The organism is Spirosoma koreense, from assembly GCF_054777875.1.
This window is the reverse complement of the sequence record NZ_BAAHAC010000007.1, coordinates 50,667-76,565: the sequence shown is the minus strand read 5'-3', so window position 1 is coordinate 76,565 and position 25,899 is coordinate 50,667. Positions and strand designations below refer to the sequence as shown.

Sequence of the window (25,899 nt, the reverse complement as noted above, 5' to 3'; positions counted from 1 at the left end):
CTACTCCGTCAGGCGTTTGCGGTAGTCAAGTTTGATCAGGATTTCGACCCGAATTATTTCCCTGTTTTACGTACTTGTGCTTGACTTTTAACACAGTTCATAATGAAAGTTATACAACAAAAAACTTTCATTATGAATAGCATAATACGAACTGATAAACAGCACTTTAGTTTAAATTGGTTAGTGAAGAATTAAGATAGACTAACTAAGTCAACAGCTTCATAAAATTTATTTGTAAAGTTGTTGACTTGTTAACTTGTTACTTAGTTAACTAAACTACAAGTTAACAAGTGAATCTTGATGTAATTCTTGTCTAAGTTTTGTGCTCGCTAGCGCCATCTATTGAAATAAGTAGCCAACATCTTTCCTATTAGTTGATCAGAGAATGAACTATTCGTTCATAATCATATCGCCAAAAATAGCGCCAATCGATTTGGCCGATCCCGTTCGCAGGGTTGGCCCCTGTGGAAAGAGTGACAGGGTTGATTGTGGCGTATTAGGTTCTTTTTTGGCTTTTGGCTTGGGATCTTTTAACTGGTCGATGCCTAAGGATTTAACTAAGTAAGCCGTTGGATTTTTAACGTTTTGGCGAACGCCATTAGCCAATTCCGAATCAATTCGGAAAAAAGTATCCAGTAAAGTAAGGTCGGCCAGAATATGATCCTTTTGAAAGCCTTTAAGCTTGTAATTTTTCATCAACTGCCAGGCCGTTGTGTAAGCTTCATTGATGGACATATTATTGACCCTGCGCTGGTCGTGGCTAACCGCTTCAGCGGCCAACTGCTGGGGCGTTTTGACCCGAAAGAGTAATTCAACGATTTTTTTGCCCTCTTTTTTGGCGGGCGACCATTCCAGCACCAAATTAGCCTTTTGCTGCAGTTCACGTTGTGCTACTTCAAGGGCATTCTTTTTAAAATCATTGAACGTATATCGAATCGGACAGTTCAGCATCATCATTAAGCGTTCTACAGAATAGGAAAATTGCTAAAATACCAGCAGAATACTTATTCTTCCTTACGTAGATACAGAGTGGTAATTCCCTGTCGAAGTTGAATGGGAAATGTGTCCAACTCCCGGTCCACGAATTTATTATCATTGGGTACGGGTCTGGTGATGTAATACGGGTCAATAAAAATGATGTTGAGTCGCTCGTGGATTTGCCCTTTAATCCGCTCGGTGTGTTTGAGCAAATGTTCGTCCCCGCTGGCAGCTTTAGTTAGGGTAGCATCTTCAAAGTAGCGATAGGCGCAATACCAGTAACGATAGTAATGGTGGTAGTTTGAAAAGCAGGCCTTATAAGCTTGGGGATTGTCCCGCAAGGTTCGTAAAATCTGATCTGTCTGTTGAAGTTGTTCGTTCTGGGCGGCAGATAACTGTGCCATAAGCGAGCGATTAAGCAGCTCGTCTCGGTGATTGCGAAGATGCAACATAACCTCCTCGTGCGTAGGTGTACGCTGGACGGAATATTTATGCTTATAAAAGAAAGAAAGCGAAATAGCGGGCTTTTCGTAGTTAACTAACTTAAGATTTTTATAAGGCTTACCCGGACGGTAATATGCTTGATATTGTCTCATATACTCCATTGGCACGAAGTAGTATTCTAAAGCATCGTCAATAGGCAAGGCACTGACTTGATTAATTACAGGCGTTAATGATACTGCCTGTTGTTTAAGTACAATGCGAAGCGCATCCAGCGGTGCACTATCCGTGCGTTTAGCTGGCTTGACGTGAGGTTGCGGATCTTTCATTTGAATAGAGTGTACTACTAACCGTTATTGACTCTCCCCTATTACTAATTTAGTAGAGGTACGGTAAAATAACAATTTATTTACTTTAATAGGAAATAAGTGGAGTCATATTCTAATTGTTCTTTGCATTCGCTAACTATATAATCTTCATGCCTTCTTTTGATAATTGAATACTAAAATCACTGATTAACCAATTGGTTATCAATAAATTACTAATATAATTACTAAAAAATGAACAGTATTTATATAAAGTACAAGGTAAGTCGTATAAACGACGTTTCATTAAAAAATTTCGAAAAACGAGGTTTAGGCGATTTGCAGATCTAGTTTATAAAAAATGAGCCATTTTCTCTTATCGTGCTTAATCCAGGTCATTTTCAGCCCCATTTGTCAATTCCATACTTTTGCAATTATGGCAAAACGAGGTTTAAGCGGACCATTTAAAATTGAAAAACGAGGTTTGGGAGGTACAACAACTAGTTTTAACCATTTTATTCTAACTAATTAATAATCTTGCACTTAGTTAACTTAATTCACTATACTCCAAAAACCTTTGCCGTGTAAGCCCCCCAGTTTTCAATAGCTTTTGTTGAATTTCGTTTCTCAATCTCTAAAAGCTTTTTTCTTATAACTGCTAAATCAAAATCAGCTAAGACACGGTCTTTTTGATCTTCTCTAAGTCCGAAACGGGACATTAACCTCTCCCCTAGCAGCGTCGTATCGTTATCGATTCCAGGAAGAAATAATTCCTGTTCCAACCTAACCCGCTTAATTGTGAATGTTAAGTCCGTGATCTTTCGACCCGTTTTATGTTGTCTAAACCGCACTAATAAATCGCTCCGCTGATTTATTTCATTAACGGCGGGGTCGATTACAAACCGAAAGAAATTTGAAATATTGTATTCTTCCTTTCCCGATTCGGGATCAAATAAATTGAGACGGTGCTTCAGGTCAAGGATAGCAATTTTAAACGTACCAATGTCCTTCCACTGGGAAAACATCTCATACAGTCGTTTTGCGTATTTCCCCGTTAGCCGCATCGCCATTTCTTTACCAAACGTGGTAAAGTTACCAGTCAGTCCAGTAAGTAACGGACGCATATTAGGGTCAACGCGAAGGCTAATGGTCCCCCTCCCATAATCATATACAGCACTCGAAAAAGGGTTTACCTGCACAAGCTGCCCATTCACATACATTTCAAAGACAACCTGCATCATTCCTTTTGTCGCTTCCTGTAAGTTCCGATACCCATTGTCTGGATCTCGGTCAAGATCGTGCATTATATCCTGAACTTTGAAGGTATACACCGTATCGTTTGTATCCTCGGGCCGTACAGCAGCTTGAAGCGTGTACATTAAATTCTTTTGTAGCTCACTCATCTCATAGCGAGCAGTGGTAATGCTATTTCCTTGATAAAGCAGTGTGTGCACCACCTTAGCGTTCTTATCACTTTTACTTCTGCCTTCGATACGTTTACTAACTCCTGCCATGATTCATCCTATTGAAACTTGTCAACCATACAATTTCTGAAAGCTCTCTGATTATTTCTGAAAGTTAAGTGCTTATGAACATACAATTCCTGAAAGTTGAATCTGACAATTTCTGAAAGTAACAATACAATTTCTGAAAGTTAGCGTACAATTTCTGAAAATTAAGCAGCATAAGTTATTAACTATTAGTGACTTACAGGCCCCTCAAAGAATCAAATAATTCAATAAAATAATGATTCACAATATTTGACTGTGGGTTTTTAAAGGTAAAAAAATGTGGATAACTACCCAAGTTGAAATGGGAATAAAAAAACAAAAAAGCATGCACTAGTATTTTTTGAATTATGCCGGATCGTACAATTTCTGAAAGTTAGCGTATAGATATCTGGTAATCAAGAACTTAGCTAAAAAACATACTTTAAAAATGCTTGTAAGCATATCATACAATTTCTGAAAGTAAATATATAAAAGCATGAATATCAGCACTTTATTTTGGATTTTTTAGAATATATAAGCTATAATTACTTAAGTATTATATCCTATCATACAATTTCTGAAAGTTAAGCTCTAATGATCTAATATACAGGAGTTTATACAATATAGCGTATTATTTAAGTTATGCTATTAAGGGTCATATTGAATCATACAATTTCTGAAATTTATGAAACAAGCTGTTGATTATCAAAGAGTTATCTTTTCAACGTGTTTGTGTAACTCTCATAAATGAATTACCGAATCATACAATACCTGAAAGTTAGCACGTAAAATATTGATTATCAGATATATAAATACCTTAGAAATCAAAAAGCTTATGAATCATTATCTAAAAATTCATACAATTTCTGAAAGTTTGAGCTTAAAATACTGTATATCAGTATTTTAAGCTTTCCTTGCCCATTTTCACCTATATACATAATAGTCGCTCTGATCCGAGCCATAGGCTTTTCCCAGTCAATTGATAGTAACAAATACCGGTTGAAGCCGTCAACTTCGTTGTCGGGCAACAAGGAATAAGTCTGGTCACCTAATCAATATGGAGCTTAGCAGACTACCCGCAACCAACACTTTAATGCTTTTCTCAAACACCTGCGTTTTCGTTAGCTGGAACCGCTAGATGTGGCCTAGCGGAACATTGGTTATTAAAGCGAGCGCTAGAGCATGACGGGGAGTGAGTACTGTTAAAAAGTAACCTGCCTAAAAATACGGTAGTTAGGCATAATTCGCCCAGGAATTATACTTTGGAACGGTTTGTTGGTGGGATGAACGAACTTGCTTACCAGGAGACCTACCAACGGTTGGCGACTTTACTGACTGATAACCAAAACATCCAACTCGATACATTGCTCGAAGTCGATCCTATGCTGGGGGCCACGTTAAGCAATCCGTCGATATAGTCGGAGACATGTATCGGAAGCTGGGCAATGTCGGAAAGTTTGGTGATAGCCACGAAGAACCTCCAATGGATAGGTTGCGAATATTGGCCGTTTCGTTACTGGCTTCGCATCCCGCTATTCCAATTTCAAGCAACGGCGCCAAAGATGTTTTCAGGCCTTTTACTTCTGGCAGATCGTCTACGCCTTCAGCGCCGAGATAGAACTTGCCATCCTTTTCAGTGTAATAGCCTTTCAGGGCTTCGTCCAGGCCGTCCAGCGTGTCGAGGACTGATATTAATTTCATGAGTTGTTACATTTCGGGTAGGTGTGGGAATAGGATATACAACCGCTTAATGGTTTGGCGGTAAGTTCTAATGTTACCTCAATAGATTAGGGGTTGAAAGTAAATTTGACAACTCTATTCATACCATCTCATGAAAAACATATTATGTATTATCGCGCTATCCGTAGCCGTTTGGACTAGCTGCAAAAAGAACGACAATGAACCGGGAGCAACCCCAACACCAACGGCCTCAATCAACAGAAAATGGAAATATGATAGTAACCTGGACCCGAATGGATGTACCGGATTATTGGGAACTGTTTGGGAAATAAAGAACGGAATGTCAACCAATGTATCCGTACCTGCCGGAGTTACTGGGTTTACGGTTGGAGAGAATATGCTAAAAAATATTGCACAGACTACCTCACCATACAATTACACCGCTAGCGGATATAGTAGAGGTCTTAGCGGACCGATTTCAGACCCCAATATTTTAGTCAAAATCACTGTGGCAAAATCGGTAAACTCAATGACCATAGATTACGGCAATACGATTGCAATACGGTTCAGATATGGTCTAAAACTAATTAGGTTTTTTCGCGCTGGACAAGTTCATTGAGGGTGAGTATTGAGCTTCTTCCAGCTTGGGTTGTTACACAGCTCGATAGACGGTTGACGGTATAAATGTGCTTTTGCACTACTACAGTCAACCGTCTTGGTATGGATGATGTTAAAGTCAGGTTTCATTGGTAGTATGTAGTACCCAACTGATTCTGTAAATTACCCGTGCCAGTGCTATACGTTGAGCCCGCAGCCGCTTGGTTATTACCAACGCGGTTGCGGGCATTGTTCAAAATGTCGCAGTTATAGACGAATGGATTACCCTTCAAAGCTATCCCATCGGTCAGACCACGACATTTGATCTAGTAGGTATAGGGCTGTCTTTCCTGGATAACGGAATTACTTACTAGCAATAGAGGAGTTTATAAGCAAGCATTTTAGACAATAGATGAAGACCAAACCAGTGGATTCTGTCTTGCCAATCCCTATGGATTCGGATTCACAGAAGGTAATGGACATTTACTACGAGGCCCTACATGAACTGGTCTCTTACGGCACTCATATTCTCGAGTGGAGTCTGAAAGCAAATCAAAAGAAAGAGCCGGCAACAGAACTAGGTGTAGCGGCACCACTACTTTTTCGGCATATTCTGGAGTTACTAGATGCCATTTCTATACAGATAAAATATGGAATAGTTGAGCCCTGTAAAGTCCAACAGAGGGCCGCCCTTGAAGCCTACTTTTGTTTAGACTACATGCTACAAGAGAAAACTCAGGAGCGCGCTGCCTGCTTTTACGTGGTTGATTTTTATCGAAAGCTTAATATGTACCGGAAATATAGCCCAGGTACCCCTAAAAATGAAGCATTCCAGAAAGATTTAAAAGATCACAGCTCTGAATACAGCGACATCTTCTCTTTCAAAGAAGCAGCGGCTGCTTATGACAATATGAAAAGCTTAATCGAAAGGCCAATGTATGCAGAGGCTCGGGCTGAGTACCTTTCTTTAACCACAAACAATACTAAACGACTGGATATAAAATGGTATTCGCTGTTTGGTGGACCCACCTCGGTCATATGGATAGCTAAGAAGTTAAAGAAATATGAGCTACACGAGTTTTTTTATAAGTCATGGTCGAATGCCTCACATGGTACCGAACTCTGCTCAGGGACACTTGCACGAGCTGAAGAAGAAGGATATGGCTCGATCAAGCAACTTAGAAACCTAGAACAGGCTCAAAATACAGTGATGATGGCAATCAACCTAGGGTTATTATCCTTTGGTCTTATGGCGGAAAAAGTAGTGCTTAAGGAAAGTAAGTGGACTTTGCTGTTTTCAAGAAGCCACAATGCTAAAGTAAAAACGACCAAACTTGTTTTTACGGATCCTATTTAAGGAGTAATAGCGTTGACCACGACGTAGCCCAGCCGGCAAAATCTAAAAAAAGCTCCTGACTGGTAAAATAAATCTAGCTTTTGATAATGATGCCAAAGGCAGAATATACGATTTGCATTTTATACAGCAATTGTTGGTTACGAAATTTCGCTTCGTACTGAAACTGAGTGTATAGACAACTCGTTTATGCATCACCTGCGCAAGAAGCCTTTGACTCATTTAAAAAAGCCTTACTCGACCGGATTGCAGCCTATAATCAAATAAGTACTCGTCAGTTGGACTTAAGCTTAACTATTTCATTTGACTAGATTGCAATCACTTCCCTAAGTAGGCATTACCCATCTCCTACTTCGCTGAATGCTTATTAGACATAAGTGGGCTTAATGTGTTCGCCTGACCAAATCGGAAACTAAATATTTCAACCAAGATATTCAGCAAGAAATTTTAAGGGAATACGAAAAACATAATCAACTTTTCAGGCTAGCTTGAAATGCTTACTAACCATTAATTCACTCCTCTCCTTTTAACCATACTTATATGCACAGTGCCCAAAGTGACAGGCTGTCACTTTGGGCACTGTGCATATATTTCAGAAATGTAAGCTTGACAAAAAAAATGACGATTTCCCTTTCCTACAGGCAAAGTGACAACTTGTCACTTTGCCTGTAAAATTTCTAATAATTCGCTGGCTTTCAGTAAAATACGTTCGCACGATTTACGCGAAATTGTTCCAGTGGCAAGTTCTCTAATAGCCATTTCAAGCTTTTTCACTCGATCCTCTCCTACTTTATTTTTCCTTATTTTTATCGGCAAGTCTGAGTCGCCAACCGTCGTATCGTTCTGAAGTGAGTCTGATTTAGCCATGGCTTCGATAGCCGATCGAGCAACCCTCTTTTTGCCTGTTAGGATCTCCTGTTTTTGTTCAGGATTTAGCTTATTCAATCCAGCAGCAAAATCCCCATCTCGCTTAATAGTCCGACTACTTACCCCATACTCCTCTCCTAACGCGACAGAAACATTAACTAATTCTTTAGTTGAAGCTTTGTTTCCGCCCCGAGTTGTCTTTTGTTGTAAATACCGTAAGCCTCGTAGATAAGCAATCTGTTCAGGTGAAAGATTACGTCTTCCTAACTGGAAGTCAATCATATAATCTTTGGCTTCCTCTAAGCTGTTAAATCGAAGCAGGTTGATTCGGTAATCTAAGTGATGCTCTTGGCTGATTCGGTAGCGATTGTGCCCGTCGATCAGAACGTAAGTCGGCCGGTTTTCCTCATCCAATCCTAGGCTGGTTGAGGTCGTTTCCCAAACACTCAGCGGATCTTTTACGCCGTGTTTGAGTATATTTTGCTGTAATTGCCGGTATTCATCTTCCGCCAGAGGCGGTATTAAATCCCGAAACTGATCAAGGATTTGAATCTGACTTTTGATATTTTCCTCTGTCGATAAAAGAGATGTTGGGAGCGTGGATGTCTTCTCACGCATCGAACTCATAAAATCCTTCTTCATATCAAATGGTCATTATTTCAGTAGCAAGATGGTGATACTGCTGCCAAGAAGCCGATTTATTTGAGTATGTATATAAATCCTCTTTAGCAACCTGGGATTGCTTAATGACGGTCGATACCTCAATGATCGCTTCGTAAATAGGAAAGTTTCGGTACGTATCTCGAATATGAGTCATCATACTTTTATGGATACTCTGATTCTTATGCACCATTGTAAATACAATACCTTTTACGGATAGAGTAGGATTAATGTATTTACGAACCTCCGCTATTCGATTAAACAGACTTTCAACGCCATGGTAGGCACTGGCCTCAGGTTGAATGGGTACAACGCAGTAATTAGAAGCGACCAATGAGCAGGTTGTGCAGATTCCTAAACTAGGGGGACAGTCGATAAGAATATAATCAAATTTATCCCGTTCGTCTTCTAATTTTAACGCTAATCGACGATCAGCCCCTATAGAATTAGCTAATTCTGATTCCTTGTAGGCCATTCGTATATCAGAAGGGGCTAGAAACAGACTTGAAGAGACTTCAACTAAAGGTAAGTCGGCTCCAGTCAGCAAGGCGTCAATCACCTGCTCGTCTGGATTATGGATGCCAAAACACTGTGATAAATTCCCTTGTGAATCCATATCTACTAGTAACACTCGGTTACCAAGTAAGCTCAAGGCTTTCCCTACATTAATGGTCGTTGTCGTTTTACCAACACCGCCCTTATGGTTGACAATGGAAATCACTTTAGCTTTATCAAATAAGGCTTCTGAATAGCCATACCTACGTACTGCTTCGTCTAACGCAGGCAAATGCTTCGCTGGAATGTCTTTCTGATCGGAAAGAGCTTTGTGTAAGGTTTTGGATGGAATACCCGCTTCCTTTTCAATCTGAGACAGATTTAAGGCTGGTTTTGAACGCAGGAACCGCACAAGTTTATCCTGGTTAATCATGGATATCGGGATAAAATTTTATCTTTCGTAAAAGTATAAAGAACTTCTTTTATCCAAGCTAAAATCTTGATTATTTCTTTTATAGTATGTTTTATTGCCTAACTAACTGAAATAGAATAGATATTTTGTATAACCTTGATATTCAAGTAGGCTATATTTCAACAAGTTTGAAATTGAAAAAATGACATATTAATTACACGGTTCGAGCTTACTAAATGCTGACTATATATCTGTTATGCTCAATTAATGAGTTTATTGCTTCAAACACAGATCAACCAATATCCAATATATTTGGACTGCTGTTAACTAGTCAAAGAATGGATGATATTAAGGTACGAGTTGGACAACAGATTAGAGAAGCCCGAAAAGCAAAGGGATTTACCTTAAAAGAGGCTGGGCAAATTGTCGGTGTTGCTGAATCGACTTTTAGTTTATACGAGAAAGGTAAACAAAACCTTACGCTTGAAACTCTACAAAAGATTGCTGAAGCTCTTGGAGTTAAATTTGAAACAGCTTTTAAATAGGCAGTATTTTTTGTGTATTTACTTTGTATATATACAAAGTTTGGCTTATATTTGTTGAGTCAAAAATAACAAAAAAGCCCCAACGCTAACATCTTGGCGGAAGCAGCGAAAGGGCGAACGTCACACTTAACTATACAGTCAAATGCAAACGGTGCAAAATAACGCTGTTTCGAGCAGCCATGCAATCCCTTTTGAGCAAGTGATCAGCTTACCGCTGGTTTCTACGGGCAGTTTCTACGCCCAAATCGAGACCCTTCGCAATGTTTACCTGCTGACCAAAAACCCGTTTATGGTCGCCCAAAACGGCCGCTTACTGGCTGCTGAAGTACGCATGCTATCGCGCCAACTTGAAATCCTGATCGAAGAGTTAGATCCTATGATTAGAGAGGCAATTGCATCCCATTCAATTGAGGCTGAATAGGTACACTTTCTATGAATAATAAGCCACTGGACAAGGTTGTTTCAGTAAGCAATCTTGTCCGACTGATTCGCGAAATGGAGGAATATGAAGCCTGGAAACGGGCGGTATTCATACGGGATCGCTTCACTTGTCAGCACTGTGGGGCTAGAAATGGGCGTAAACGGGTGATTGAAGCGGATCATATTGTGAGTATTGCCCAACTGGTCAGGGAAAACAAGGTGATTAATGTAGAGTCGGCGCGTTGTTGTAAGGTTCTTTGGGATGTAAACAATGGGCGAACTCTTTGCCATTCATGCCACGAGCAAACGGAATCGTATCCAAGTCGCTTTGTTACAGATAAGAAAACTGAAAAATAGGTAGGCCTTACCCCACAGATAGGCATTTTCACGTCTATCTGTGGGGTAAGATTTGCTGGTAAATTCAGTTAACCATAATGTTCCCAACCATCATCGGGCTGTTCGGGGCCCTCGGGTTGGTCTGGTATAGGGGGGGACGTGGGCGAATCAGGCTTCGTTGGTTTGGTATTTTCCCGCACAATCTGGCGAACGTCCTCCTTAATTTGCCGAAAGTTGGCCCGCTTTGCCTCGTCAGTGACCTTGGTAAAGGACTCAATAGCTTTCGCGGTTGATGGAGAAGCCACAAACTGCGTTACAAACTCATTGGTGCTCCCTTCCGCAATGATGCCCGCAAATTGGCCCGTTTGTAAATCTCGAATTGTTTGCATGGGCAGCCGGTCCCGCTGCTGAATGGACGTGCTGGTATTCCGGCTGTTGGATGAGCTTCGATCCCCAGTACTCTGACCCGTTGAGTAACTGAGATATTCCACATCATGTTTGCCAAATAAGGTCGTTACTCGTTGCAGAGTCTTAGGGTTGGTGGAGCGGCCATAAAACTGATTGGACAAATTACCCAGTAACATCTCGGATTGCTGAGGCCCTAGCTGGCCTTCCATCTGAGAAATATCCTGTACGGCGTACACGGTGGCCACTTTACTAGAACGAGCGGTTGCGGGCAGATCGTGAAAATTTGGGATGAATAGGGTAGGAGCCTCGTCCAGAATGATGATGCTGGGGAGTCTGCCTGGTTTATTCATTCGCTTGGTGGCGGTGGCAATAATAAGGGAAATTAACGGGGAATACGTCGTGGGCAGGTCCGCATCGTTACCCACCACTAAAAAACTGGGCTTGTCGGGGTTGTTTAAATCGAAGGACACTTCATCCCCGCTCATCACCCAAAAGATTTCAGGGGTGTTGAGGACCGATAGGTAGCTTTGAACGGTCGTGAATATACTGGCTAGAGTCTTTTCTGACTCCTGACTACTGGTGATAGCGGCGACCAAACCTCGCACCTCCTCATCAGTTCCTAATACGTCCAACAGGGTCTTAGTGGGCGTTTCGATAATAAGACTGCTGGCGTGGGGTAGACTGCAAAACTGCGGGTAGTTACTCCGCAAAAACCAAAGACTGCCGGTTAATAACGCTTCGGCGGTCTGTAGCCAAATGTCCCGCTTTAAGCTGGATTTGTAATCCAGATTACTAAACGTAGTAAAGGCGGCCTCCCGGGCGTAACTGGCGTTGATGATGAGGTTGGGGCTAACCGGGTTAATTCGGTGGCTACGGGTCAAATCGGTAAAATTTACGTAGTAGGTCGTCACGGGACTGGCTGCATACGATCCCGCTACTTCCTGGGCCAGCGTAGGGAATTTTCGGTCGTAGAGGATCCCTGTAAAGTTAGCCGCTGCGGACTGCTGGATAATGGGCTCAATAAGACTTTTGCTTTTGCCGGTGCCCGGGCCTCCACAAATGAAAATACCCCGAAAAATATTGCGTAGCTCAAGCGAACCGTCCACCGTCATAAACGAAAAGCGGGGCTGCCCGTCGGGTTCTGGCTCGGGTGGGGCTGGCTGCCAGCGAAACAGAGGCTTGCCGGTGTTAATCCAATAGCCATACACACCCGTTACCACTAGGGTCATGTAAAACCAAGAGCTAAAGACGGCACGCTTACCCAGAAATAATTTTAAGATAGGGGAAAGCATTAATCCGCAAAACATCAGCACTAGGGCCATCACTCCAAAGCGCAGCCAAAGCTTATTCCAAAGTACATGGTTGTTAAAATGGGTTTTGCGGGTGTAGAATATCATTCGTAAGGCTAAATCAGGAATAAAATCGATTCCTAATTGCCGCAGAAAACCCATCGCGATCATGATCAAATTCCCAAAGAGTATACAGATACCAACTGCAACCAATAAAATCTTCATGCGTTTAAAAAAGGTAAAGAATCGTTGAGAAGAAGCTAACTAATACGGTTTCCTACAGGGATAAGTCACTTTTTGATCGTTGCGGAATTTGTTCTTTTTCGGCTTGCTCATTACGTTGGTTTGATCGCTCTGAGAGGAGATAATTAGGTTGTTGTTTTAGGGCTTCCAGCCGTAAGGCGATACGCTCCTCTTGACTGCCTTTCTGCACCGTGTTGGCATAGTTGAACGTTTCAGTTAAGGGACGGTCATAGCCAAACTGCCGGTCAAACTGAGCCTCGACCGCTTGCTTAAACGCCGTGCGGTCAAAGCCTCCTTGCACGGCTCCCTGACTGGTCGTTCGGTGGTTGGTAGCGGGGCTTAATTTTAAAGGGTGCTTTCGATCAATCTCGCCCGCCTGTTTTTTCTGTTGAAAGCGCGTTAAGTTCTCCGTTCGGCTGACAATAATATGCACGTGGGTTTGGGGGCCTTCCTTGGCTTCCCCTTCTGTGCGCTGCTGCTGCTGCACGGCTTTATCGGTATGGGAAAAGGTCCGGGCTTGCTCGATCTTAGCGAACCAAACGAGGTCTCTACTGTCAATCCCCTTTCCAAATTGCGAAGCGTATTGGTGCATGGCCCCCCTTGTAAAGGACTGTACTTGGTGGGCGCTGGTGCCCATATGGTTGAGCTCCGATTGGCTTGGGCTTAGGATGACTTGGTAGTACTTATCCTCCCCCTGCCCTAAGTGTTTTCGATTTGCATCAATAGCGGATACCACCTGTGGAGCCACTATATTCCCTTTGTCATGGGTGAACCAATTGCCTTCCCCTTCCTTTTCCAAGTATTGGACTAAACCAATACAACTCCCTTTGCCTCCGTTTGTGATTTTGGCGACCATAACAAGACTAGTGAATTAATTTAGCTCGTCTTTTTCATCAAATCCTCATAGACGGACCGAAACCGTTCCGTTTGAAATTCGGGCTTAAACGCTCCGCCAATGGTCTTGATTTGCGACTGACGAAGCGTCTTGGGTAAGTCCTGACTAATTAGCTGAAGCAGTAATTTTAGATCGTCACTCATGGGTCGAAGCAGCTCGTTTTCCTGCTGGCGAATAAACGAGACTAAGCGTTTATCCAAGGCTTTTAGGGCGTCCGTGGGATTGTCCGCTTTGGGGTCTCGGGGATCGGCCTGGGTTGCTTTGAAGTAAAAAATCATGGCCTCCAGTAAGGCTTTTTTAGTCAGTCCGTAGTTCTCGGCCATCCGTTCAAACTCGCCGAACAGATCCGCTGAAATCAAGATTTGCTTGTCTTTTTCTTTAGATTTTTCCATTAATCTCAGTTAATAATCAGTTTTTTAACAATGATAGTCAGTAGGTTATGTCACAAACTCAGTTGGTACCTGAGTTTTTTGTAGATTATAGTCTATTAACCTGAGTGCAAACCATTAGGTAAGTCATTGAAAGTCAGATATTTGAGGATAAAACTACCAATGAAAACTGAGCGCGGTACTGTTCCCGCTCGCTCACTATATGAGAGAAAATTAGAAGAGGTATGCATCAGGTCTAGCTGTAGGCTAGTGCCCTTACTAGCCCAAACGTTTGCTGAAGTTTAGCGAAGGCCTCTAATGTTTGGCTAATGTCTTGCTCTTCATGCTGGGCCGTTACAATGAGTCGAAGAATCATCGTTCCTTTGGGCACGACTGGGTACACCACCGGGCTACAAAATACCCCGTAGGTATAGCGAAGCTCCTGGAGCAAACTGGCCGCTTTCTCTTCCGAACAGGTGAGGTAAATGGGCGTGATGGGACTACAGGTATTGCCAATATCGTACCCTAGCGCTTGCAAGCCTTCTTGTAGTAGCCGGGTATTTTTCCAGAGTTTGTTTCGTCTCTGAACTCCTTCTTGGGCTAATAGCTTTAATTTGAAAAGCACGCTGGCAACGGTCAGTAGGGGCAGGGTTCGACCAAACGTTTGCGAGCGTAAATTGTACTTAAAATAGTCGATGAACTCTTTACGAGCGGCTACAAACCCACCCGTTGTGGCCAGTGCTTTGGCAAAGGTGCTGATATAAATATCAACTTGGGGCAACAATTCTCCCACTGACCCGTGTTCACCAAAGCTCATAAACCCGTGGGCATCGTCTACCAAAAGGGTAAACTCATAGGTCTGTTTCAGGGTAAGGATTTCTGTTAGGTTAGCCGTATCCCCTTGCATACTAAACACGCCATCGACCAACACCAGCACTTCACTACCAGGCTGAACTTTAGATAATAGCCTTTCTAATTGTTGAACGTCATTGTGTTTGTAAGAGAACTTGGGCCCTTGATGAAGCCGTACCCCATCAATTAAACTGGCATGCACTTGTTGATCGTAGATAATGGTATCATGCCGGTCCACTAAGCTATCCACGACGGACAAGATACCTTGATAGCCGAAGTTGAGTAGCAAAACATCTTTATTAAGTAACTGGCTAATTTCCGCTTCTAACTGTTCGTGGTAGAGGGTATTGCCAGTCAGTAGTCTTGACCCTGCGGGGTAGCCAGCCCCGAATTTTTTAACAAGTTCGGTCTCTGCCTGGATAACCCTTTCATCGGATTGCAGCCCCAAATAATCATTAAAACTCCAGACAATGACCTCCCTTCCTTTGAAGGTCATGCGGCTCTTTAACGGTCCTTCGAGTTTGGGATAAATGTATTCGCTTTGGTATTGGCTGTACGCACTGAGGCCCCGGTTTTTACGGGTAATCTTGTCGAGTAAACTCATAGATCGTTGAGAAAAAGCAGAACACCTGGGCCCATTCTAAGGGGGCTCATCAGTAGATTTATACTAACTGACTCAAAGTCAGCGATGACTAATTATTTGTTAATTAAGCCTACGCTTTCCTGTACTCTAAGTTACGAAAAGTTGATTAAACGGTGGTTAAATGCATGAAAACTAGTTTTGTAGTTTGACGAGCACAACGGCTTGTTAGAGGTCAGTAATTCATTATGAGCATATGACTTTTTGAATAGGGTGGGGGAGTCAGTGTCCTGAGCCGCTTGAAAATAATTGATGAGACAAACTCTTAATGCTCCATTCAGTTTAGGATGTAACGGCCAGATGGCTTGGATATTAATGAACTGCATTCTTCATATTATCAGCACCTATTAAATTTTATTCTGGTCTATTTTTCGAATCTCTTCTTTCGTTGTATGCTAGCTGATGCAGAAAACACCGACTTATGCATAACCAGAACATTTTATTTGCAGCTGCCGAAGAGCAGATCATTTAATCTGCTAAAAACTATGTATCCGTCCTGCAGAAAGCTAGCCAACTAGTCAGTCGACAGACAAGTGATCTACTACGGACTTATCAGCAAACAAATAAAAAATCTTGGGTTTTGGTAGCTTACTACTGAAAATTTGGCGCATGTCATAAATGCGTCAATGAAATGCAGACTGTCTATGTGATTTACCTGATTGATAGTTCAGGCGACGAGTTTTATTTTGCTGAGGACGATGAATTGATTCGGGTTAATACCGCTGTTGAGCCAAAAACACTATTCGTGAAAAGCCTGGTTCAAATTAGTGCGCATCTAAGCAGACTTCGAAAAAAGCATTCCCCTACCTGCCGACTCTTTGCGTTGGAGTACGGGAATTCCTGGAACGTAAAGGCCAATTGATGGCGTAATGAACAGGTTGGAAAGGGGAAAGAACGAAGAGGGTATTGTCCTGAAAATAAACCGACGTTTTGGTGGACAATTTTTCTTTACCGTCAAATCAATGATTCTTTATTAATATACAAAAAGTTACAGCGTACAAAAATTAGAAGTCCAGGCAGTTAATTGAACGATTTTGAATAGGGGAGGGGTTAGGTTGCTTTGTTGAACCGGTTCAATCCCTATCAATGTCCATTTGTAGCATACGAAAGCGGCCTTTTTCGTCTGATTAGAAACTGTCTGAAAACTCTATGATCATAGAAAAAGGCATCCGATAAAAAAGGAATTTTGTAGCGACCAAACTTCAAAAAGTCCTTCTCAGATGCCTCAACACAAAACTAAGCAGAAAGCCCACAAAAAGTATCCCACGGAACTCTCTAATCAACAATGGAAACACCTAAAGGCGCTCTTGCCCATCCCTAAAAAACAAGTCGGTGGACCGGGGCGCCCCCCGCTTGATTTGCGGGAAGTGATCAATGCCATGCTGTATGTGATGCGAAGTGGTTGTGGCTGGAGCCTGTTACCCAATGAGTATCCCCATCCCAAGAGCGTCTATCACTACTTTAACACCTGGAGCAAGGAAGGTATTTGGCAGCAACTCCATGTCAACTTAGTCAGTAAAGTGCGAAAGAAAGCAAAACGCAAAAAACGGCCTACGGCCTCCTGTATTGACTCTCAATCCGTTAAGACAACTCAAGTCGGTGGAGAAGAGCGTGGTTTTGATGCGGGGAAGTGCGTCAAGGGTCGTAAACGCTTTATTTTGGTCGATACCATGGGCTTGCTGTTGGCGGTCAAAGTCGTAGCGGCCAGTGTGTCGGAAAAAGCGGGTGCCAAGCAACTGATTGAAAAGATCTGGGCCAATAGTGTTTTAAAAGAGCTTTGTGGCAAGTTAGAGTTGGTTTGGGTTGACGCGGGTTATCAGGGCGATGATCTCTACGACTGGGTGGCCAATCTGACGGGTTGGCTGTGGCAAGTGGTTAAGCGCAGTGACGCCAAGAAGTCGTTTGAGTTATTACCTCGTCGTTGGGTAGTCGAACGTAGTTTTGCCTGGTTGAGTTTCCACCGCCGGTTATCGAAAGATTATGAAAAGTTGATCCGCAATAGCGAGTCAGCCCTATATATTGCCATGTTACCCATGATGCTCAGAAGGCTCAAATAACTATTTTCAGACAGTTTCTAAGAATTTTGCGCATCGGGTTCAGATTCGAATCGGAGGTTTTCCTGTTCGATTTCTAATACGAGTAATGGTAGATATTTCTGTAAATGTCAACAAAGTTCGAACTGGATTGACAAAAAACGTTTCTAATCCATTGAGCTGATTCCTAATGTCGTATGACAACGCCTACAGTAACTTGGTAAGCAACCCATATTAACAAAAACAACTACATTCACTTCGTCTCTGCTTGATTTACGACATTTGACTCAACTGCTCGGCTAAGAAAGCAGTGCCGGTAGGTTGGTTTCCAGCCAGGTAAGTGGTTACCTCTACTGTAGACCAAATCAAGCCGTTCGCTTACTAAGAGTAAAGATGCTTTCAAACTTCAGCTGCGGATGTACTTGGCCACAATAGGGGCAAATCACCTCTTTGGGGTACACCTCATATTCTTCGGCAATGAAATGAGTGACCATCCCCTGGTCATTCGCTAGAGGCTTAATAGTAAGGTGACACTGATAAGGCTCGCCATTTTTACGATAATTTAGCAGCGTTGCGCTAATGGCTAGCCGCCGATTTAAGCGCTGACGAACCCGGGCCAGGGTAAGGGAATCCGTAGCTGGCCCTTGTAAAAAGACGGGTGTTTTACCCACTACATCAAGAGGTGGGTAGCCCGTCATCACCAAAAAGCTCTGACTAGCCCACAGAATTGATTTGGTTAAATCTGTTACCACTATGGTATGGCCCTTTTCTAGGGCCTGGTGGTAGTTCTGACGTTGGACACTGGTTAGCGACCAGTTGAATACCTCACTGAGATGGTCCAAATATCGACTCTCCTTAGCCGGTCCTTGCTGAAGGTGGTAAATCCAACTTTCCAGCTCAGCCCATTCCCGCTGCTGGCGTGCTTTAAGCGCCCGGTCGGTTAAGGCATTCATTTGGTGGAGTTGGCGAAGCTGTTTGGCATAGCGGTGAATGGCCACAGTCCAACCAAGTGGGTTGATAGGCTGGCTAAGCTGAGCCATCTCCGACCGGTGTCGATCGAGTAGAGCTTGTCGGGCCTGGGCCTGAAGGGCAAGAGTATCTTTACGCTCTTGGAGCTGATTGTCAAGAAAGGCATGACGAAGCGATGCCCATTTGTCCTTAGCAAAAGCTGTTTTCTTACGCATAAGATTGAGCGCTTTAAGGTCGAGCCGACTAGTGAGTATGAACCCTTCATGATGGCCTACTAATTAGGCGACATAGTCATAAATACTTAGTCAGACTATAGATTGTATAATTAGATCCCAATTAGTTCTGCAGTGATCTTGGAATGGATGGAGTTTATCCTGAGCACTTAAGACAACTTAACCAGTAGCGAGGACTGCTGCCAATTCCGGGTTACGCAAAGCTTGATGCTACTCAAGCGCAAACGAACCCGATCTATATCCCTGAAAAACTACTCGATGTATTATTTTATGTTTATTGTAACATTAATTCGAAATATTAAATAACCAGTTTATAGTACGACCATTTCGATTTTAGGATTCATAACTGTATTTTACTATCAATTCGCGATCTGTTATCTTGGTCTTGCCTCACGAAAAAAGGAAAGGCCAATTATAATATCAAGAGATTACCGTTCGGTTTTAGCCGTTCACGGCGTTTTATATGAACGATTTTTCTGTCATTTCAACCGACAACGGCGCTGGCAATTCGCTTGTATGTGCTAATTATGGGCCCGTCCTATGGCAACATTGGTCCAGTTTCACTGGTAAGGATGCCGTAGCGGTTTTTAGATTTTGCTACGCAGACCAGACCGTCCACCATCCGGACTGGCTTAAATGGCTACAACCTGAAGAAATTAAGCGAACCCAGCGGTACCGTCGGGAGGAAGACCGTTTACGCTCGCTGTACGCAGGAAGTCTACTAAGAATTCTGGTTGGGAAATATACCCATCAGCATCCACTTGCGATTCGCTTGACAACGGGTTTAAGAAATAAACCGACCTTGCCGGACCATCCAGGTTGGCAGATAAATGCGGCTCATTCCGGAAACTGGGTTGTCTTGGTTATTGGCAAGTCCAGCGTGGGTATTGATGTTGAAGAAATAAAGTCTGACTTTCCGTTGGCGGATGTAATCCCTGTTGGCTTTACTAATGAGGAACGGCAGTACATTGGAACAGATGAGCAAGCTCCGCTTCGTTTTTACGAGTTATGGACCCGAAAAGAAGCGTTTGTAAAGGCTATTGGCACTGGTATTGATGAAAATTTCCCACAAATTCCTTCTCTGATAGGATTCTACCAGTTGGTACCAGCTAGCGGTAAGCCAGACTGCACTTGGCGAGTCGATAGTTTTAGCATTGCAGAAGGGTACCTTGGGGCAGTTGCTTATGACCGGACTTCCGAAAATCTTCAGTTTTATACGCTGGACGGTAGTCTGTTCACTTGTTGAACTAACGAATAAGGGGTCATTTCTGGTAAGCGGCTGATTAGTGATACGCTATCTAGCGGTCTGATCAGGAAATCGATTATAGGTAGGGTTATTAAAAACGATTAATTTTGATGAAGCACTACGCCAGGTGCGTTCACCCATTCAATCCACTTCCTCGTTTACAATGGCCCATAGCTGTTTTATTATCGGAAACGGGACCCTGTTGATCGAGTGCACAACAATACTTCGTGAGAAAGGCTACCTGGTGCGGGGGGTGATCAGTCAGGACCCTCAGGTGCGGACATATTGTGATAAGGCTGGGCTACTCTACGCGGATGCATCGCTACAATTTGTTACCCTTTTAGAAGAGGCTCCCTTCGATCTACTGTTTAGTATCTCGAATGGATATGTTCTCCCGGAAGAAGTTCTGCGGCTTCCCCGTTTCCATACAATCAACTACCACGACGGGCCGCTGCCCGCCTATGCCGGGGTCCATGCTACATTTTGGGCACTCCTGAATGGCGAACGAACGCACGGTATCACCTGGCATCTAGTGGATACGGGTATCGATACGGGGGCGATCGTTAAACAAAGCCGGTTCCCGATCGAAGATAAGGAGACATCCATTAGTTTGAACATAAAAAGCTATGCGGCCGCCGTCCATTCGTTTCAGGAATTGATAAATGAACTAACGGCCAATACGTTGACCATTCAGCCTCAGGATTTAACGAACCGATCCTATTACGCCCGGAATAAACGGCCAGATTTACTGCTGGATTATGCAAAGTCAGCGGACTATACCGATCGGTTGCATCGGGCACTGGATTTTGGTTTTCAGTCAAATCCCTTTGGGCTTTTGAAAATCTGGGATGGAAATAACTTTTGGCTGATACAAGACATAGCCGGCATAGAAACAAAGAGCCGGCATCCACCCGGCACGATCGTAAGCATGTTGCCCGAAAGCCTGCTGGTGGCAACCCGTAACGGTCTTCTATCCATCCGTGGTCTCCTGACCCTCGACGGAAAGCCAATTTCCCTCACAACCTTATACCAACAATCTGGCCTTGTTGAAGGCCAGGTACTACCCCTACCTGCTCCCGACCAGATCCAGGCCATTCACAAAGCTGATGGCCAATGTGCTCGGTACAAATCGTACTGGCTGGATAAAATCGGTACTTTTCAGCCAACAACGCTTCCCTGGCTGGCTAAGCCAGGCGGAGCTAAGGGCGTTCAGTCAACCCTTGAACGGGTTAATGTCGTGCTAAGTCCTTCCGTTCAAGCCGCGACTGAACTCAACGGTACAACAGTCAAAATTTCAGACCTCCTAGTTACCGCAGTACTGATAACCCTGGCGCGCTTAGCGAATCAGCGATCAGTCAGCGTCCTGTACCAGTCGGAAGTGAACGCTCAGCTGGCCGCCGACACCGCCGGATTGTTCGTCGAATTCCTCCCGTTTCGGGTGGAATTCGACTGGGAAGCTGGACTGGAAGAAGCCCTTGGCGTTGTCCAGCAAGAACAAACAGCGGTGCAGAAACATTTGACGTTCGCCGGGGATAGCCTGGCCAATCAAGCAGCCCGGCATCAGGGATTTGACCAGCCAGAAGCCCCGCTTGTTATCTGTCGTGTCCCAACGCCCTCCAGTCAAACTTTCCCCAGACAGGCGATAACGATCCTTCTGGCCGAGGAAGCGGTTGTTCCGTATCAGGTCGTTTTCGATCCCGCTAGCTGGTCAGCAAAGGGGGTGGCCGACTTTGTTGATCGGTGTTTACTGCTGCTGGAAAATCTTATTTGCCAATCGAATCAGCCCCTTAAAACGGTTTCATTGCTGACTCCCCAGGAGCAACACCGAATGCTAAATGACTGGAATGCTACGGAAGTGCCCTATCCTTTCCAACAAGCCGTACATCAACTCATTGAAGCCCAGGTTCAGCAACGACCTCAGACCGAAGCGATCCGCTTTGGAGACGTCGCGCTCACGTATGAACAGCTAAATCAAGCGGCTAATCAACTGGCCTGGTATCTGCAAAAACTGGGAGTAAAATCCGATACGCTGGTCGGCATTTGTCTGGAGCGATCGCCGGATATGATCGTTAGTCTGCTGGCCATACTAAAAGCCGGAGGAGCTTATGTTCCGCTCGATCCTACATTCCCGGCGGCTCGTTTAACTAAGCTAGCCGCGCAAACAAACATCGAGTACATCATTAGCAGGAAAGCCTGTCTGGATCGCCTTCCCAAGGAGAAAACATACATCCTACTCGACGAAGCGCTGACGCTGATCGCACAGCAAAGCGTTCAGAACCTGGCCATCCCGATCCGGGGCGATCAATTAGCGTATGTTCTGTTTACATCCGGTTCAACGGGGCGGCCGAAGAGCGTCGCCATTCCGCACCGGGCCATCGTGCGAACCGTATGGGGCGTTAATTACATGCGGTTGGACGAGACAGTGTGTATGCTCGGATTGGCTCCATTGGCATTTGATGCCTCTACCCTGGAGATTTGGGGAAGTTTAACCAATGGTGGGCGATTGGTCTTGGTTAGGGAAAATCCCCCCTCCCTTGAAGACATAAAGCAGACCATTCAGGCCCACAGTGTTAATGCCGTTTTTTTTACGGCGGCCTTATTTAACGTACTGGTAGACAGTGGTATTAGTAGCCTAACTACGTTGACTCAACTGGCAACCGGTGGCGAAGCGGCTTCAACCCAGCATGTCGGTCGGGCCAGACATCAGTTGCCTGATTGCGTACTGATTAACGGCTATGGACCGACCGAAAGCACCACCTTTGCCAGTTTTTATAACCTGTCAGCTGGCCAATGGGAGACAGCTTCCGTGCCAATCGGAAAGCCACTCACCAATACACAGTTATACATTGTCGATTCATTTTTAAACCCGATGCCGGTGGGCGTACCCGGCGAATTGCTCATCGGGGGTGATGGGTTGGCTCGGGAATATCTTTATCAACCGGAGCTAACCCAACAGAAGTTCATCCCTGACCCTTTCCGCAATCGGCCTAATAGTCGTCTTTACCGAACCGGCGATCAGGCTCGGTATCTACCCGATGGAACAATTGAATTTCTGGGGCGTCTGGATGATCAGTTGAAAATACGTGGCTTCCGCATTGAACCCGGTGAGATTGAGCAGGCACTTTGTCAGCATCCATCCGTTGCTGAAGCGGTGGTACTGGGCGATGAATTAACATCGGGTATGAAACGATTGGTGGCCTATGTGGTTCCCCGATCCGGGGCGCTCATAGAGCCGGATGTACTGCGGGCTTTTTTGAAAATAAGTCTACCTGATTTCCTGATTCCCAATCTATTGATTCCCATAGGGGCCATTCCGTTAACAGGGAATGGGAAAGTTGATAAATCAAAATTACCTCTTGTCTCCAGCAACAGCTCGCATCACCAACGCAGTTTACTCACGTCAACAGCACTAGCGATAAAGCCACTGTGGAAGACCGTGCTGAATGTGCACGATCCAACGGGCACCGACCACTTTTTTGATTCAGGTGGGAGTTCATTGATGGCTATCCAGTTGATTTCCCTGATTACTAAGAAATTGGGGGTCCGGTTGAATATGAACGATGTATTCAAACATCCAACCTTACAGAAACTAAGTGACTACATCGATCAATTACCCCATCAGGATGTTTCCTTAAACGTAGTATCGCCGACCCGAACGAATTCAGCATCATTGCCGCTGTCGTTTGCGCAGAACAGACTATGGATACTGGAGCAGCTGTATGCCTTACAGGGTACTTATAACGTTCCGATTGTACTTCGTATACAGGGGGCACTGGACTTGGCGGTCATGCAAAAGAGTTTGACCGAAATAATTCGTCGGCATGAAAGTCTGCGTACGACATTTGGGGATACCAACGGCTCTCCTTTTCTACGCATTGAGTCCACCTTTACGCTTCGTATCCCCGTGACCAATCTTTCATTGCCAACGGATGCTGAGCCGCCTACTGTCCTGGCAAATTGGCTCATGGACGAAGCGTACCAGCCTTTCGATCTGAACAAGGGTCCCCTGGTTCGCGTGAACGTAGCGAACCTCGGAGAGGGGTCATGGATATTACTCTTAACTTTTCATCACCTTATTTATGATGGGTTGTCGACAAAAGTGCTGGCGAATGAGTTAAGTCTCTTGTATTCAACCCTGATGCGGAATCTGCCAGCATCGCTCCCTGCATTACCCATTCAATACGCTGATTACGCACAGTGGCAGGCTGATCAGGTCAAGTCGGAAACGCTTGCTCGTGAACTGGCTTATTGGAAACAGCATCTGGCGAGCGTAAATCCGCTACTCAATCTACCGATTGATAAGCCTCGACCAGCTATACAGTCGTTTGCCGGGGCCGATTATTCCTTCGCATTACCATATCAACTCTGGCAGCAGATTCGATATGGTTTTCAGGAGCCTGGAACGACCTTATTTCTGCGTTTGCTAACCGTATTTGTGGTATGGGTTCATCAGACGGCAAAAACCAGCGATGTCGTTATCGGTATACCGGTAGCGGGACGCAATCGTCCGGAACTGGACGGGTTGATTGGGTTTTTCGTCAATACCGTCGTTTTGCGCGTTAACGTTTTTGCGGATCTAACCTACCGGCAATTATTAGCTACCGTCCGACAACTGGCTTTAGAAGCTTACGACCACCAGGAAATTCCATTTGAACGGGTTGTGGAAGCGATCAGGCCACCCCGTACGCTGGGGTATTCACCTTTGGTTCAGGTTTTATTTGATTTGCAGGAGGACAAAACGAACGACTGGAAATTGGCCGGCCTTCAGGTTGAGCAAGTGCCTTTTGAACAGCGCATGGCCAAATTTGATTTGACCCTTTCCTGCCGCGAGACGCCGACAGGACTCGTCGGTACGTTTAATTATAGGGTCGATTTGTTTAATGAACAAACCCTAGCAAAAATGGCTGATCAGTTTGTTCAGTTGATAGAACAACTCGTCTCTCTACCCGATCAACCGATAACGTATTTAGCTGGCACTGACAATCAATTAACACGGCCTCTTTCCCTTCCGGACCCTTCCAGGGCTGAACCGGGCATCGAGGAGAATCTTGATTCGTTACCGAAAAATTCGTCTCTTGTCGATTTGCTGAAACCAATTTGGTGCAGGCTACTGGATAAAACGGACGTAGGGCTGGATGAGGATTTCTTCGCGCTGGGTGGTCACTCGCTTTTAGCCGTTCAGATGATGGGGGCCATTCAGCGTCAGACAACTTATTCGCTACCGATTAGCAGTATTTTTGCCCACCCCACCATTCGTCAACTGGCTCTTTATCTGGAAGCAACCCAGCCCGATCTGGCCTGGCAATCCTTGGTTTCGGTAAAAAACGCGGGCGATGGTAAGCCGCTTTTTCTAGTGCATCCCATTTCGGGTGATGTCAATTACGTATATCAACTAGCACCTTATTTATCGGAAACACAAACAGTGTATGGCTTGCGGGCGGTGGGTCTGGATGGCATTAGCCAACCCCTTGAGTCCATTGAATCCTTGGCAAACTACTACGTCCAGCTAATCCTGGATAAGCAATCGGAGGGTCCGTATTCAATTGGGGGATTCTCGCTGGGCGGCATCATTGCCTTTGAGATGGCTCGTCAATTAAGGTCTCTTGGTAAGCAGCTGAATCTGGTAGCATTGATTGATGCCTACCCTATCAACCCCCATGTCGAAGATCATACGAAGTTTCCGATGCGCCAACTTGTCCTGTATTATTACCATTATTGGCGCTCACTTCCCAAAGACCCGGTTTTGCTTTTGCCCATACTTCGGAAGAAAGTTCCCTGGATAAGCCACTATTTATTCGAGCGATTTCGCCATTCGCTACGAAGAAAAAAAGAATCAGTGAGGAGTCAATCGACACAAAAAGGTAGTATCGAACCCGAGAATTTGCTGGCGAAAGGCTTCCGGGAAGCGTACAGTCGGTATGAATTTAAGCCCTACGACGGTAAAGTTGTTTTTCTGCGGGTTGCCAAGGCCGATGTTTTTGGTACCGGAGAGAGCAAGGTTAATTTTGGCTGGGGACGTTATGCACGCCATGGCGTTGACGTACATCAACTGGTTGGACAACATGAATCCTTATTCAGTAATACGTCCACAATTGCGCAGATTGGCCGCATTCTACAATCGTATCTGTAATGATAGGTAAGTA

The 25,899-nt window shown here is 44.3% G+C and carries 18 protein-coding genes and 1 pseudogene; 8 read left to right on the top strand and 11 right to left on the bottom strand.

What is annotated here, in order from left to right; translation table 11 throughout:
- Nucleotides 1-390: 390 nt before the first annotated feature.
- The 4 genes and pseudogenes from ACYVC2_RS10875 to ACYVC2_RS10860 all read right to left on the bottom strand — a co-directional run.
- Nucleotides 391-960: pseudogene (locus tag ACYVC2_RS10875) on the bottom strand (replication initiation protein); the annotation flags it as partial.
- A 44-nt stretch (nucleotides 961-1,004) separates the two neighbouring features.
- Nucleotides 1,005-1,748, bottom strand: coding sequence for a hypothetical protein (locus ACYVC2_RS10870; protein WP_461102447.1), 744 nt, complete (start codon nucleotides 1,746-1,748; stop codon nucleotides 1,005-1,007).
- Between the two features lie 536 nt (nucleotides 1,749-2,284).
- Complete coding sequence (locus ACYVC2_RS10865; RefSeq protein ID WP_461102446.1) at nucleotides 2,285-3,238, bottom strand: replication initiation protein; 954 nt, start codon at nucleotides 3,236-3,238, stop codon at nucleotides 2,285-2,287.
- A 1,356-nt stretch (nucleotides 3,239-4,594) separates the two neighbouring features.
- Nucleotides 4,595-4,915, bottom strand: coding sequence for a hypothetical protein (locus ACYVC2_RS10860; RefSeq protein ID WP_461102445.1), 321 nt, complete (start codon nucleotides 4,913-4,915; stop codon nucleotides 4,595-4,597).
- A gap of 130 nt (nucleotides 4,916-5,045) precedes the next feature.
- Between ACYVC2_RS10860 and ACYVC2_RS10855 the strand changes: the two genes are divergently transcribed.
- Nucleotides 5,046-5,513 (top strand): hypothetical protein, encoded by a 468-nt coding sequence (locus ACYVC2_RS10855; protein WP_461102444.1) that lies wholly within the window; start codon nucleotides 5,046-5,048, stop codon nucleotides 5,511-5,513.
- A 390-nt stretch (nucleotides 5,514-5,903) separates the two neighbouring features.
- Nucleotides 5,904-6,848, top strand: a complete 945-nt coding sequence (locus tag ACYVC2_RS10850; protein ID WP_461102443.1) for a DUF5677 domain-containing protein — start codon at nucleotides 5,904-5,906, stop codon at nucleotides 6,846-6,848.
- A gap of 654 nt (nucleotides 6,849-7,502) precedes the next feature.
- Here ACYVC2_RS10850 and ACYVC2_RS10845 read toward each other — a convergent pair.
- Nucleotides 7,503-8,354, bottom strand: a complete 852-nt coding sequence (locus tag ACYVC2_RS10845; RefSeq protein ID WP_461102442.1) for a hypothetical protein — start codon at nucleotides 8,352-8,354, stop codon at nucleotides 7,503-7,505.
- A gap of 1 nt (nucleotide 8,355) precedes the next feature.
- A complete protein-coding gene (locus tag ACYVC2_RS10840; protein WP_461102441.1) occupies nucleotides 8,356-9,300 on the bottom strand; it encodes an AAA family ATPase in 945 nt (314 codons plus the stop codon).
- A 317-nt stretch (nucleotides 9,301-9,617) separates the two neighbouring features.
- Between ACYVC2_RS10840 and ACYVC2_RS10835 the strand changes: the two genes are divergently transcribed.
- The 3 genes from ACYVC2_RS10835 (at nucleotide 9,618) to ACYVC2_RS10825 (ending at nucleotide 10,601) form a co-directional block, all read left to right on the top strand.
- Complete coding sequence (locus ACYVC2_RS10835) at nucleotides 9,618-9,824, top strand: helix-turn-helix domain-containing protein (RefSeq protein ID WP_461102440.1); 207 nt, start codon at nucleotides 9,618-9,620, stop codon at nucleotides 9,822-9,824.
- Between the two features lie 142 nt (nucleotides 9,825-9,966).
- Complete coding sequence (locus ACYVC2_RS10830) at nucleotides 9,967-10,245, top strand: hypothetical protein (RefSeq protein WP_461102439.1); 279 nt, start codon at nucleotides 9,967-9,969, stop codon at nucleotides 10,243-10,245.
- 11 nt (nucleotides 10,246-10,256) lie between these two features.
- The gene (locus ACYVC2_RS10825; RefSeq protein WP_461102438.1) at nucleotides 10,257-10,601 is read left to right on the top strand and encodes an HNH endonuclease; all 345 of its coding nucleotides are present in this window, start codon (nucleotides 10,257-10,259) and stop codon (nucleotides 10,599-10,601) included.
- 68 nt (nucleotides 10,602-10,669) lie between these two features.
- Here ACYVC2_RS10825 and ACYVC2_RS10820 read toward each other — a convergent pair whose 3' ends face one another.
- The 4 genes from ACYVC2_RS10820 to ACYVC2_RS10805 all read right to left on the bottom strand — a co-directional run bounded on the left by ACYVC2_RS10820 (nucleotide 10,670) and on the right by ACYVC2_RS10805 (nucleotide 15,239).
- Nucleotides 10,670-12,217, bottom strand: coding sequence for a type IV secretory system conjugative DNA transfer family protein (locus ACYVC2_RS10820; protein WP_461102437.1), 1,548 nt, complete (start codon nucleotides 12,215-12,217; stop codon nucleotides 10,670-10,672).
- Between the two features lie 337 nt (nucleotides 12,218-12,554).
- Entirely contained in the window at nucleotides 12,555-13,376 is an 822-nt protein-coding gene (locus tag ACYVC2_RS10815; protein ID WP_461102436.1) for a DUF5712 family protein, read from the bottom strand.
- Nucleotides 13,377-13,396: 20 nt separating this feature from the next.
- The gene (locus tag ACYVC2_RS10810; protein WP_461102434.1) at nucleotides 13,397-13,807 is read right to left on the bottom strand and encodes a BfmA/BtgA family mobilization protein; all 411 of its coding nucleotides are present in this window, start codon (nucleotides 13,805-13,807) and stop codon (nucleotides 13,397-13,399) included.
- 232 nt (nucleotides 13,808-14,039) lie between these two features.
- On the bottom strand, nucleotides 14,040-15,239 hold the full coding sequence (locus tag ACYVC2_RS10805; protein WP_461102432.1) for an aminotransferase class I/II-fold pyridoxal phosphate-dependent enzyme: 1,200 nt from the start codon (nucleotides 15,237-15,239) through the stop codon (nucleotides 14,040-14,042).
- Between the two features lie 1,256 nt (nucleotides 15,240-16,495).
- On the opposite strand from ACYVC2_RS10805, the gene ACYVC2_RS10800 reads away from it, so the two are divergent.
- Nucleotides 16,496-17,332, top strand: a complete 837-nt coding sequence (locus tag ACYVC2_RS10800) for an IS5 family transposase (protein WP_461102430.1) — start codon at nucleotides 16,496-16,498, stop codon at nucleotides 17,330-17,332.
- Nucleotides 17,333-17,673: 341 nt separating this feature from the next.
- Here ACYVC2_RS10800 and ACYVC2_RS10795 read toward each other — a convergent pair whose 3' ends face one another.
- Nucleotides 17,674-18,492 carry a PAS domain-containing protein gene (locus ACYVC2_RS10795; protein WP_461102428.1) on the bottom strand — a complete coding sequence of 273 codons (819 nt, stop codon included), beginning with the start codon at nucleotides 18,490-18,492 and terminating at the stop codon, nucleotides 17,674-17,676.
- A gap of 481 nt (nucleotides 18,493-18,973) precedes the next feature.
- Between ACYVC2_RS10795 and ACYVC2_RS10790 the strand changes: the two genes are divergently transcribed.
- The gene (locus tag ACYVC2_RS10790) at nucleotides 18,974-19,756 is read left to right on the top strand and encodes a 4'-phosphopantetheinyl transferase family protein (protein WP_461102426.1); all 783 of its coding nucleotides are present in this window, start codon (nucleotides 18,974-18,976) and stop codon (nucleotides 19,754-19,756) included.
- 163 nt (nucleotides 19,757-19,919) lie between these two features.
- A complete protein-coding gene (locus ACYVC2_RS10785) occupies nucleotides 19,920-25,886 on the top strand; it encodes an amino acid adenylation domain-containing protein (protein ID WP_461102424.1) in 5,967 nt (1,988 codons plus the stop codon).
- Nucleotides 25,887-25,899 lie beyond the last annotated feature (13 nt).

Excerpts from the sequence above, each read along its gene's own strand:
- ACYVC2_RS10870 (WP_461102447.1), bottom strand. The coding sequence starts at position 1,748 with ATGAAAGATCCGCAACCTCACGTCAAGCCAGCTAAACGCACGGATAGT.
- ACYVC2_RS10865 (WP_461102446.1), bottom strand. The coding sequence starts at position 3,238 with ATGGCAGGAGTTAGTAAACGTATCGAAGGCAGAAGTAAAAGTGATAAG.
- ACYVC2_RS10860 (WP_461102445.1), bottom strand. The coding sequence starts at position 4,915 with ATGAAATTAATATCAGTCCTCGACACGCTGGACGGCCTGGACGAAGCC.
- ACYVC2_RS10855 (WP_461102444.1), top strand. The coding sequence starts at position 5,046 with ATGAAAAACATATTATGTATTATCGCGCTATCCGTAGCCGTTTGGACT.
- ACYVC2_RS10850 (WP_461102443.1), top strand. The coding sequence starts at position 5,904 with ATGAAGACCAAACCAGTGGATTCTGTCTTGCCAATCCCTATGGATTCG.
- ACYVC2_RS10845 (WP_461102442.1), bottom strand. The coding sequence starts at position 8,354 with ATGAAGAAGGATTTTATGAGTTCGATGCGTGAGAAGACATCCACGCTC.
- ACYVC2_RS10840 (WP_461102441.1), bottom strand. The coding sequence starts at position 9,300 with ATGATTAACCAGGATAAACTTGTGCGGTTCCTGCGTTCAAAACCAGCC.
- ACYVC2_RS10835 (WP_461102440.1), top strand. The coding sequence starts at position 9,618 with ATGGATGATATTAAGGTACGAGTTGGACAACAGATTAGAGAAGCCCGA.
- ACYVC2_RS10830 (WP_461102439.1), top strand. The coding sequence starts at position 9,967 with ATGCAAACGGTGCAAAATAACGCTGTTTCGAGCAGCCATGCAATCCCT.
- ACYVC2_RS10825 (WP_461102438.1), top strand. The coding sequence starts at position 10,257 with ATGAATAATAAGCCACTGGACAAGGTTGTTTCAGTAAGCAATCTTGTC.
- ACYVC2_RS10820 (WP_461102437.1), bottom strand. The coding sequence starts at position 12,217 with ATGACCCTAGTGGTAACGGGTGTGTATGGCTATTGGATTAACACCGGC.
- ACYVC2_RS10815 (WP_461102436.1), bottom strand. The coding sequence starts at position 13,376 with ATGGTCGCCAAAATCACAAACGGAGGCAAAGGGAGTTGTATTGGTTTA.
- ACYVC2_RS10810 (WP_461102434.1), bottom strand. The coding sequence starts at position 13,807 with ATGGAAAAATCTAAAGAAAAAGACAAGCAAATCTTGATTTCAGCGGAT.
- ACYVC2_RS10805 (WP_461102432.1), bottom strand. The coding sequence starts at position 15,239 with ATGAGTTTACTCGACAAGATTACCCGTAAAAACCGGGGCCTCAGTGCG.
- ACYVC2_RS10800 (WP_461102430.1), top strand. The coding sequence starts at position 16,496 with ATGCCTCAACACAAAACTAAGCAGAAAGCCCACAAAAAGTATCCCACG.
- ACYVC2_RS10795 (WP_461102428.1), bottom strand. The coding sequence starts at position 18,492 with ATGCGTAAGAAAACAGCTTTTGCTAAGGACAAATGGGCATCGCTTCGT.
- ACYVC2_RS10790 (WP_461102426.1), top strand. The coding sequence starts at position 18,974 with ATGAACGATTTTTCTGTCATTTCAACCGACAACGGCGCTGGCAATTCG.
- ACYVC2_RS10785 (WP_461102424.1), top strand. The coding sequence starts at position 19,920 with ATGGCCCATAGCTGTTTTATTATCGGAAACGGGACCCTGTTGATCGAG.